General features: G+C 76.7%; 10 protein-coding genes and 1 pseudogene. 5 read left to right on the forward strand and 6 right to left on the reverse strand.

The window, feature by feature from the left end; all coding sequences use genetic code 11:
* The 3 genes and pseudogenes from G6556_RS09115 to G6556_RS09125 all read left to right on the forward strand — a co-directional run.
* Nucleotides 1-645, forward strand: a pseudogene (locus G6556_RS09115) (calcium-binding protein); the annotation flags it as partial.
* Between the two features lie 126 nt (nt 646-771).
* The gene (locus G6556_RS09120; protein WP_166940585.1) at nt 772-1,815 is read left to right on the forward strand and encodes an NAD(P)-dependent alcohol dehydrogenase; all 1,044 of its coding nucleotides are present in this window, start codon (nt 772-774) and stop codon (nt 1,813-1,815) included.
* 55 nt (nt 1,816-1,870) lie between these two features.
* Nucleotides 1,871-3,304 carry a PQQ-binding-like beta-propeller repeat protein gene (locus G6556_RS09125; protein WP_166940587.1) on the forward strand — a complete coding sequence of 478 codons (1,434 nt, stop codon included), beginning with the start codon at nt 1,871-1,873 and terminating at the stop codon, nt 3,302-3,304.
* Nucleotides 3,305-3,331: 27 nt separating this feature from the next.
* Here G6556_RS09125 and G6556_RS09130 read toward each other — a convergent pair whose 3' ends face one another.
* Both G6556_RS09130 and G6556_RS09135 read right to left on the reverse strand, forming a co-directional pair.
* On the reverse strand, nt 3,332-3,742 hold the full coding sequence (locus tag G6556_RS09130; RefSeq protein WP_166940589.1) for a type II toxin-antitoxin system VapC family toxin: 411 nt from the start codon (nt 3,740-3,742) through the stop codon (nt 3,332-3,334).
* Nucleotides 3,739-4,422 (reverse strand): Type 1 glutamine amidotransferase-like domain-containing protein, encoded by a 684-nt coding sequence (locus tag G6556_RS09135; RefSeq protein ID WP_166940591.1) that lies wholly within the window; start codon nt 4,420-4,422, stop codon nt 3,739-3,741. Before G6556_RS09135 ends, G6556_RS09130 begins: the two co-directional genes overlap by 4 nt.
* Nucleotides 4,423-4,502: 80 nt before the next feature.
* Here G6556_RS09135 and G6556_RS09140 point away from each other — a divergent pair, with 80 nt between their 5' ends.
* Nucleotides 4,503-5,957 carry a DNA polymerase IV gene (locus G6556_RS09140; RefSeq protein ID WP_166940593.1) on the forward strand — a complete coding sequence of 485 codons (1,455 nt, stop codon included), beginning with the start codon at nt 4,503-4,505 and terminating at the stop codon, nt 5,955-5,957.
* A gap of 177 nt (nt 5,958-6,134) precedes the next feature.
* Nucleotides 6,135-6,494, forward strand: coding sequence for a VOC family protein (locus G6556_RS09145; protein WP_166940595.1), 360 nt, complete (start codon nt 6,135-6,137; stop codon nt 6,492-6,494).
* A 7-nt stretch (nt 6,495-6,501) separates the two neighbouring features.
* Here the strand turns inward: G6556_RS09145 and G6556_RS09150 are convergent, their stop codons facing one another.
* The 4 genes from G6556_RS09150 to G6556_RS09165 all read right to left on the reverse strand — a co-directional run.
* Nucleotides 6,502-8,160 carry an FAD-dependent monooxygenase gene (locus tag G6556_RS09150; RefSeq protein WP_166940597.1) on the reverse strand — a complete coding sequence of 553 codons (1,659 nt, stop codon included), beginning with the start codon at nt 8,158-8,160 and terminating at the stop codon, nt 6,502-6,504.
* Between the two features lie 143 nt (nt 8,161-8,303).
* Nucleotides 8,304-9,134: an anti-sigma factor gene (locus G6556_RS09155; RefSeq protein WP_166940599.1), complete on the reverse strand. Its 831-nt coding sequence runs from the start codon at nt 9,132-9,134 to the stop codon at nt 8,304-8,306.
* Complete coding sequence (locus G6556_RS09160) at nt 9,115-9,756, reverse strand: sigma-70 family RNA polymerase sigma factor (protein WP_166940601.1); 642 nt, start codon at nt 9,754-9,756, stop codon at nt 9,115-9,117. The genes G6556_RS09155 and G6556_RS09160 overlap by 20 nt, the downstream gene beginning before the upstream one ends.
* Nucleotides 9,756-10,214, reverse strand: a 459-nt coding sequence (locus tag G6556_RS09165) for a class F sortase (RefSeq protein ID WP_166940603.1), incomplete at its 5' end; no start/stop codon positions are given. The genes G6556_RS09160 and G6556_RS09165, both read right to left, overlap by 1 nt.

The raw sequence follows: 10,214 nt of genomic DNA on the forward strand, positions 1-10,214 counted from the left end.
GAGACCAACAAGAACTACCCCCTGGCCTACAAGGGCACGTTCCAGTTCGACGACGGCACCACCTGGGACCGCGAGACCATCGAGAACGACGTCCGGTTCACCATCACCGGCACCGACGACGACGACACCCTCACCTCGGTGCCCTACAGCCCCACCACCATGCACGGACTCGACGGCAACGACACCATCACCGCCGGCACCGGACCCACCACCATCCACGGCGGACCCGGCAACGACACCCTGCGCGGCGGACCCGGCCACGACCACCTCTACGGAGGGGATGGGGACGACAGGCTGCATGGCGGTGTCGGCGACGACGTCCTGGCGGGTGGGGCAGGTGACGACTACCTCGAGGGCAGCGCGGGCACCGACACCTACGTCCTGCGTAGCGGCGACGACACCATCGTCGACTCGAACACGGACTCCGTGGTCCGCATGCCGAGTGGTGTCTCCCCTCAGGACGTCGAGGTCACCAAGTCCGGCAACGACCTCGTGCTGTCACATGGACGGGGCTCGGTGACGTTCAAGCACTGGTACCTGTACGGCGTGACGACCGCCAACTACCGGAACACCTACAAGGGCACGTTCCACTTCGGCGACGGCACCACCTGGGACCACAACGCGATCGCCGGCGTCGTCGGGTGAGGTGACCGGGTCCAGCACGCAGCGAGGGGCGTCTCCCGTCAGGGAGGCGCCCCTCGTGGCGTCCCGGGGCCGGAGGGTCGAGACTGGGAACCGTCCCACCCCGTCCCCCGCACCCCTGGGAGTCCTGTGCTCACCGTCAACGCCTACGCCGCCCCGTCCGCGACCGAGCCGCTCGTCCCCGTGACGATCGAGCGCCGCGACGTCGGCCCGAAGGACGTGCTGATCGAGATCCGCTACGCCGGCGTCTGCCACTCCGACATCCACACCGTCCGCGGCGACTGGGGGCCGATCACGTACCCGCAGGTCGTCGGACACGAGATCGTCGGCGTCGTGGCCGAGGTCGGTGCCGAGGTCACCCGGCACGCCGTCGGCGACCGGGTCGGCGTCGGCTGCATGGTCAACTCCTGCCGCGAGTGCGAGAACTGCCGGGCGGGCCTCGAGCAGTACTGCCTCGAGGGCAACACCCAGACGTACGCGTCGGTCGACCGCGACGGCACCATCACGCAGGGCGGGTACTCGACGCACGTCGTGGTCGACGAGGACTTCGTGCTCCGCGTGCCCGAGGCGATCCCGTTCGACAAGGCCGCGCCGCTGCTGTGCGCCGGGGTGACGACGTACTCCCCGCTGGCGCACTGGGGTGCCGGCCCGGGCAAGAAGGTCGCGGTCGTCGGCATGGGCGGCCTCGGCCACATGGCGGTCAAGCTCGCGCACGCCATGGGCGCCGAGGTCACCGTGCTGTCCCGGACCCTGAGCAAGAAGGCCGACGGCCTCGAGCTCGGCGCGGACCACTACTTCGCGACCGAGGACCCGGCGACGTTCGCCGAGCTCGCGAACACGTTCGACCTCATCGTCAACACCGTCTCCGCGGTCGTCGACCTGGGCGCGTACCTGTCGCTGCTCCGGCTGGACGGCACCCTGGTGAACGTCGGCGCGCCCGGCGAGCCGCTGCCCGTCCAGGTGTTCACGCTGTTCGGCAACCGCCGCTCGTTCGCCGGGTCGAGCATCGGCAGCATCGCCGAGACCCAGGAGATGCTGGACTTCTGCGCCGAGCACGGCATCGCGCCCGAGACCGAGCTGATCGCGGTCGACGAGGTCAACGAGGCGTACGAGCGCGTGCTGCGCTCGGACGTGCGGTACCGGTTCGTCATCGACGTCGCGACGCTGGCCTGAGCCGCCCCGGGGAACCGGCCACGCCTCGCGCCGCACGACCGTAGAGTCCCCCGTCATGGGGCAGGACCGCATGGCCGACGTGCAGCTCGTCGAGGACCTCGCCGAGCCGCAGGACGACCCGCGCCCGCCGTCGGCCGTCGCCCGGCGCGCCCGGGCGCTCCTGCGCCGCTGGTGGCCGCTCCCGGTCGCGGTGGTGCTGGCGCTCGTCGCGGTCCCTGTGGTCGCCGACCACCGGGCCGGGGCGCGCGCGGACCGGCTCCGCGCGACCCCGGGGGTCCTGAGCGAGACCGTCACGGCCCCGCTGGCGGCGACGCCCTGGGGCGGCGGTGACGGCGACGGCGACACCATGGGGGTCCTGTCCTCGGGGACGCGAACCTCGGACGGCCTGGTCGCGGGCGTGCTGGTCCCCGGGCCGGGCACGCCCGCCGGGGTCGTCGCGCTCGACGCCGGCACGGGCGCGGAGGTGTGGCGCGTCGAGATCGGCGCCCTGCCGACGGAGGACGGCTACACGCGCACCGCGGCGTGCTCGTCCGGCGGCGACGAGCCGGCCGACACGCTGTGGTGCACCGTGACCGACGGGCCGGGCGGTGACCGCGGCCCCGTGACGACGCGCCTGTTCCGGGTCGACCTGGCGGACCGGGCCGCGACCGTGCTCCGCGAGCTGGACCCGCGGGCCGAGGCGGTCGTGGTCGGGGACGTGCTCGTCGTCGCGGCCCGCCAGGACGGCGGCGTGCTGCTGGTCGGCAGCGGCCTCGCCGGCGGCGCCGAGCGGTGGCGCACGGAGCTGCCCGACGTGGTCGACGAGATGTACTCCAGCGGGTGGGCCCACGAGCAGGCCGGGCACGTCGTGGTGCAGGGCGACGAGGAGACGTGGGCGGTCGACCCCGCGGACGGACGCGTCGAGGCGCACGAGGACGCGCTGTACGCGGCGCGCCGGGACGCGCTCGTGGGCGTCCCCGACTCCGGCCCGGCGCGGCTGCTCGGCGCGGACGGCGCCGGGACGGCCACCGCCGAGGGGTACCCGCTGTACCTCTACCCGGACGACGGCTCCGCACCGGGGATGCAGCCGGTCCTCGCGCAGGACGGGACGCGCTCGGTGCTCCGGGGCGTCGACACGGCGACCGGCGACATCCGGTGGGAGCGCGCGAGCGAGCCGAGCCCGCGCAGCGGGTACCTGCTGCTCGAGGGGGTGCTCTACGGGAGCGACACCGAGACGGTCTGGGCGGTCGACGCCGCGACGGGCGAGGGGCTGTGGTCCGTCGCGGCGGACCCGGCCGAGGGGTCGTGGGTGATGACCGACGGCCGGCACCTGCTGCGGTCCGAGCAGGCGGACGACGCCGCGGCGCCGACCCTGTCCGCGTACGACCTGGGCTCCGGCCGCCGGGCGTGGACCACCCCGCTCCCCGGCGAGGTGCAGGCGCTGTGGCCGGTGGACGGGGTGCTGTACGGGTACGGCGGCGACGGGAGCCAGGTGTTCCGCGTCGGGTGACGGCGGGGGCGCACGGCGCGCGGGGGCCTACGAGGCGCCCAGGGCCAGCAGGTCCTCGACGGGTGCCAGGTCGACCAGGCCCCGCGCCCGCCGCGCCAGGTCCTCGTCCACCGCGACGAGCACGTCCGCCTGCAGCCGGGCGACCGCCACGTACTCGGCGGGCGCGACGTCGTCCCAGCCCTGCTCGGCGGCGATCCGCCAGGCCACGGCCCGGGACACCCGGTCGCCGAGCAGCCGCACCCGCAGGGTCGTCACCCCGTCGAGCAGCCGCTCGGCCCGCGCGGGGTCGAGCGTGCCCGCGCGCACGTCCCGGTAGAGCAGGCCCATCGCCTGGGAGCGCAGCAGGTTCGGCGCCACGAGCTGCTGCCCGTCCGGCACGGTGAAGCCCGCCGCGACCAGCCGGAGCGCTGCGGCGGCGTCGATCGCGAACCGGGTCATCGCGGGTCCCCCTCGTGCCCGCCGAGCCGGGCCCACTCCCCCTCGGACACCACCTCGACCGTCCCGCCGGCCACGACGATCGCCGTCTGCTCGTCGATCGCGTACCCGGGGACGCCGCCGAGCCCCGCCGCCCACCGCTCGGCGGCCGCCATCGTGTTGGTCGGGAACGCGTCCAGGTGCGGGAAGATCCCGAACGGCACGACCCCGAGCGCGCTGTCGTCCGGCGCGTCGGCCCACTCGACGAACATCTCCCCCACCCGCGGCGCCATGACCATGCTGCCCGCGCTGACGCCGACCCACACCAGGTCGGGCAGGCCGGGCAGCAGGTCCACCAGCCCGGACTCCCGCACCCAGTGCGCGAGGTAGGTGGCGTCGCCGCCGTCGACGAGGAGCACGTCGGCGTCCCGGACCCACGGCGCCCACCGCTCGGGGCCGATGGTCGGGAGCGCGGTCAGCTCCAGCACCCCGAGCGACGCCCAGCCGAGGCCGGTCAGGTGCTCGAAGCCCGGCTCGGCGGCGACCAGGCCCCGCACCGACGCCGGGCCGCACAGCGGGTGCCCCCACTGCGCGGTCGGGACGACCAGCGCGCGGCACTCGGCGACGGGCCGCGGCAGCAGCCGCTCCAGCGCCGCGCGGATGCTCGGGTTGGTGACGCCGCCGGACGTCAGCAGGAGCTGCACGGGACCTCCCGGGTCGTCGGTCGTGGCCGTACCCATCGTGCACCCGCGCGCGTGTCGGCGGCGTGCGGCAGCATGGCCCGGTGAGCAGCGAGGTGACGGCCCCGCGCCTGCGCGCCGAGCCGAGCATCGCGCACCTGGACGCCGACGCCTTCTTCGCGTCGGTCGAGCAGGCGCAGCGCCCGTCGCTGCGGGGACGCCCGGTGCTGGTCGGCGGCACCGGCCCGCGCGGCGTGGTCGCCGCGGCGTCCTACGAGGCCCGGACGATGGGCGTGCGGTCGGCGATGTCGATGGCGAGCGCCCGGCGCGCCTGCCCGCAGGCGACGGTCGTGGTGCCCCGGTTCGACGCGTACTCCGCGTTCTCGGCCCGGATCATGGCGGCGCTGCGGGAGCGCACCGACGCGGTCGAGCCGCTGAGCATCGACGAGGCGTTCGCCGACCTCGGGACCGTGCGCCCCGGCCCCGACGGCTGGCCCGGCGTCGCCCGGGACCTGCGCGAGCGCGCCGTCGACCTGGCCGGCGTGCCGGTGTCCGTCGGGATGGGCCGGTCGAAGCTCGTCGCCAAGCTCGCGTCCGCGGCCGCCAAGCCCGCCGGGGTCGTGGTGGTCGCGCCGGACGACGAGGACGCGTTCCTGCTGCCGATGCCGGTGCGGTCGCTGTGGGGCGTCGGCCCGGTGTCCGCGGAGCGGCTGGAGAAGATCGGCGTGCGGACCGTCGAGGACCTGCGCGGCCAGCCGCTCGACACCCTGACGATGGTGCTCGGCGAGGCCGCCGGGTCGAACCTGTTCCGGGTCGCGCGCGGCTGGGACGACCGGCCGGTCGCGGAGACCCGGGAGCGGAAGTCCGCCGGCGCCGAGCACACGTTCGAGCGCGACCTGCACGGGCGCGCCGAGGTCGCGGCCCAGCTGCCCGCCGTCGCGGAGCAGGCGTTCGCCCGGCTGGAGCGGCACGGCGGTGCCGCGCGGACGGTGACGGTGAAGGTGCGGTTCGCCGGGTTCAGCACGGTGACCCGCGCGGTGTCGCTGCCCTCGCCGACGGCCGACCGGGCGGCGCTGCACGAGGCGGCGGCCCGGGCGCTCGACCTCGTCGAGCTGACCGAGCCGGTGCGGCTGCTCGGGGTCGCGTTCAGCGGGCTGTCGGAGCACGCGCAGCTCATGCTCGACCTGGCGGGACCGGCGGGTGCGGCGGGTGCGGCAGGGTCGGCGGGTGCCGCGGGCGCGGCCGGGTCGCCGGCGGACGCCGACGACGCCGAGGCGCTGCGCCCCGTCGCCCGGCGCCGCCGCGGCCGGCTCCGGGTCGAGGACGCCGCCCCGGGCCTCGACGTCCGGCACCCGACGCACGGGCGGGGCTGGGTGGTGAACACGCGCGACGACGGCCGGGTGGCGGTCCGGTTCGAGACCGCCGCCACCGGGCCCGGCCGGCAGATCTGGCTGGACCCGGTGACGGAGGAGGTCGAGCTGGTCGGCGCGCTCGGCCCGGACGGCGCGGAGCTGCCCGACGCCGCCGCGGCGGACGACCCGGACGGCGAGGACACCTAGAGCACGAGCAGCGGGAGGTCAGGGTCCGCCCCGTGCGCTGCCCGCACGGGGCGGGTCGGGCCAGGTCTCGTCGAACCTGGCCACCGCGGCGAGCAGGCTGAGGCCCCGTCGCGCAGCACGACCACCGACCCCGCCCGCTGCCGGGCGCGTGTCGGGGGCCGATGCCAGGATCAGGACATGCGGATCAGACATCAGGTGACGGTGTTCGACACGGCGGACCTGGCGACCGAAAGCGCGTTCTGGGCCGGCGTCCTCGGGGGGACGGTCGAGCCGGACGACGACTGGCACATGCTCGTCGTCGACGGCGAGCCGCGGATGGGCTTCCAGCTGGCCCCGAACCACGTCCGGCCGGACTGGCCGGACGGCGAGCAGCAGCAGATCCACCTGGACCTGTACGTCGAGGACCTGGCGGAGGCGCACGCGCACGTGACCGGGCTCGGCGCGCAGCTGCTGCAGCCGGCGGAGGACCCCGACGCGGCGGAGGGCTTCCAGGTGTACGCCGACCCGTCGGGGCACCCGTTCTGCCTGTGCTGGTGACGGCGCGTCACACCCTCGCGGTCACGAGCACGTGCTCGCGCTCCGCGAGGTGCCGGGCGACCGCCACCGGGTCGGTGCGGGCCGACAGGTAGCCGAGGTACCCGTCGGGCCGGATGAGCGCGGCGCCGTCGTGCCCGATGCCGTACCGGGTGGCGACGACACCGCCGGGGTCGACGAGCACGGGCCCGTCCGCGGACCCGTCGTGGGTCGGGGCGGCTGCCGGCCGCACGGGGACCACCGTGCCCAGCCCGCCGAGCACGCCACGCAGCCGCTCGTGCGCCGTCCGGGACAGGCAGGTGGTCAGCAGCAGGTGGCCGGGCCGGCGCAGCAGGTCGCCGACCCGGGCCGGGCCACCCGCGGCGTCGAACAGCCCGGCGGGGTCCGGGGCGTGGTCGCCGGGGCACGCGCCGCGCACGCCGTCGCCGCCACCCACCACCAGGCTCCGCCGGTACCGCAGCCGCACCTCGGCCATGTTCGCCGCGACCGCCTCGCCGACCGCAGGCAGGTGCCCCAGCAGCAGCAGGCCGACGTCGCGCAGGTGGGCGCGCGGCCCCTGCGTGGCGACCGCGTGCGTGAGCCGGGTGGTCTGGCGCACGACCGCGGCGCCGACCGGGTGCCGCTCCGCGTGGTAGCTGTCGAGCAGCGCGTCGCCGGCGCGCCCGGTGCTCACCAGCGCGAGCTTCCACGCGAGGTTCACCGCGTCCTGCATGCCGGTGTTCATCCCCTGGCCGCCCGCCGGGCTGTGCACGTGCGCGGCGTCCCCCGCGAGCAGCACCCGGCCGTGCCGGTACCGGGCGACCTGGCCGTGGTGGATCTCGAACCCGACGAGCCAGCGCGGGTCGCTCAGCCGCCAGTGCTCGCCCATCCGGTCGTCAACCAGCCGCTGCACCTCGTCCAGCGTCGGCTCCACGGCCGCGCCCGCGGAGCCCGCGCCCGGCGACCGCGCGCCCGGCGGCCGCGACCCCGGGGCCGGCACCTGGACCAGGAACCGGGTCCGCCCGTCCGGCATCGGGAACGCGCCGGACACGCCGTCGGCGCCCGCGAACAGCCGGATCGTGTCCGGCGCGAGCGTGGTCGCGGCGGCGACGTCGGCGAACAGGAAGTGCTCGCCGTGGAACACCCCCTCGATCCGCTCGCCGACGGCGGCCCGCACCCGGCTGTGCCCGCCGTCCGCCCCGACGACCCAGCCGACGCGCGCGTGCTCGGTCCCCGCCGCCGAGGCGAGCGTGACGTCCACGCCGTCCTCGTCCTGCGCGAGGTCGGTGAGCTCGACGCCGCGCTCGACGGCCACCCCGAGCCGCGCGGCCAGGCCGGCCAGCACCGCCTCGGTCACCGGCTGCGGGGTGTCGAGCGCGCGCGGGTACCGGGAGTCGATGCCGGCGGTGGACGCGCGCAGCCGGAGCGTGCCCGCGGCGCCCGAGCGGACCTCGACGGCGGTGATCTCGACCGCCCGGGCGGCCAGCTCGTCCAGGACGCCCATCGCCGCGAGGTGCTCCTGGGTGCGGGCGTGCACGACCACGGCCCGCGACTGGGCCGTCGGCTCGGGCAGGGCGTCGACCAGCCGGACCCTCGCCCCCTGCCGGGCCAGCTCGCACGCCGCGGTGAGCCCGACCGGCCCGGCGCCGACGACGAGCACCGTGGACGACGCTCCCCCGGTGCCGGTCATCGTGTCCCTCCGTCCGCTCCGGCCCACCGTGGCCGTGCGGCCGCCGCGCGGCCTCACCCGCGGCGGATGACCCGTCGAGTGTCCAGAAGCCGATCCGGTTCGCCCGGTATGCCCCGGGGGTTCTGGACACTCGACGGACGCGGTCAGGCCGGGAGCGAGAGCTCGCCGCGCACGATGCTGTCGCCGGAGTGCGCGGGGTCGCCGTCGAACGCCTCGGCGGACACGTCGACCACCGGGAACTCGGCCAGGTCCAGGCCGGGCGGGAGCGCGAACCGGCCCTCGTCGCCGTCGAGCACCCCGAGCGAGACGAGCCGCGTCGCCCCGGCGTCCAGCAGCCAGACCTCGCGGAACCCGTCGGCGTCCGCGTCGGTCACGCGCACCACCAGCGTCCGGCGGCCTTCGGCGTCCTCCTCGACCTGCGCGTCGCCCGACGCCGACCACCCGGGCAGCGCCTCGAGCCGGACCTCGGCGACGACCGTCTCGGCCTCGGGACGCAGCGCGGCGGAGACGGCGAGGCCACCCGCCACGCCGCCGACGACCAGGCCCGCGGCCGCGGCGGCGAGCCAGGGCCGGCGCCGGCGACGACGGGCGGGCGCGGGATCGGCGCCGGCCCGCTCGGGCCCGCCCGCCGTCGCGCCACCGTCCGCCGCGTCGCCGCGCACGACGTCGTCCCGGACCGCGCCGTCCTGCGCCGCGTCGTCCCACGCCGCGTCGTCGCGCACCGCGCGCGTCCCCGCGTCCTCCGGAGCCACGTCGTCGGCCAGCCCCAGCTCGTGGTGCACCCGGTCCCACACCGCCGCGGGCGGCGCGACCAGCCCGCCGCCGTCGCCGGCGCGCGCCACGGCGGCCGCGGCGGCGAGCGACGCGACCTCGCGCGCGCAGTCGGCGCACGCCGCGAGGTGCGCGCGCGGCGCCGCGTCGAGCGGCTCACCCAGCGCGGCGAGCGCGACGGCGTCAGGGTCGAGGTGCGGCACCGTCCACCTCCAAGCGGTCGCGCAGCCGTTGCAGGCTACGACGGATGTGGCTCTTGACCGTGCCGAGCGGCAGGTCGAGCCGCCGGGCGATCTGGTCGTGCGTGAGGTCGTCGTAGAACGCGAGCGCCAGGATGGTGCGCTGCGGCTCGCCGAGCCGGTGCAGCTCGTCGACGACGACGACGTGGTCCGCCACCCGCGCGGCCTCCGGCTCGGGCTCCCGGCCGGCCCGGGCGGCGACGGCCCGCAGGTCCCGGGCGTCCCGGCTGCGGCGGGCGAGCGCGTCCGCCACGGCGTTCCGGGTGATGCCCGTGAGCCAGGCCCGCAGCGGTCCCCGGTCGGCGCGGTAGCCGGAGCGCCCGCGCCAGGCGGCGACGAACACCTGCTGGGTGACGTCCTCGGCGTCGGCCCCCGACCCCAGCGACCGCAGGGCCACCGTGTGCACGAAGGCCGACCACCGCCGGTACGCCTCGGCGAGCGCCTGCTCGTCGCCCGCCTCGAACGCGCGCGCCAGTGCGTCGTCGTCCCACTCGGGCGGCGGGCGCAGGTGCGCGACGGGGCTGGACAGGGCGCGCCTCCTCGCGGGCCGGGTCCCGCCGCGGGTTGCGGGGGTCGCGGAGGCCATCATGTCCCCACGGGGGTCGCGGTGACCAGGACGTTGTCGGCGTAGTGCCGCGTGTCGCGGTCGAAGGTGCCGCCGCAGGTCACGAGCGCCAGCCGGGGCGGTCCGTCCCGGGTGAAGACGTCGGGCCACCGCGCTTCGTCCTTGGGGAACCGGGTCACCGCGTCGACGGCGTAGGACCGGGTGCTGCCGTCGGCGAGGGTGACCGCGACGGCGTCACCGGGCCGCACGTCGACCAGGTGCACGAACGGTCCGGTCCCGCCGGAGGCGATCGAGTCGACGTGCGCGGCGACGACGGTCGTACCGGCCGGGTCGCCGGGGTCGGCGCCGAACCGGTACCAGCCGCCGCGCTCGGCGAGCGGGGGGATCTCCATCTGCCCGTCCGGCGCGACGCCCACGGGGTCGACCGGGACGTCCACGTCGCGGCCGGCGATGACGACGCGGACCGGCGCGGTGGGCGA

It is taken from the genome of Cellulomonas sp. IC4_254 (assembly GCF_011603975.1).
GTDB lineage: Bacteria > Actinomycetota > Actinomycetes > Actinomycetales > Cellulomonadaceae > Cellulomonas.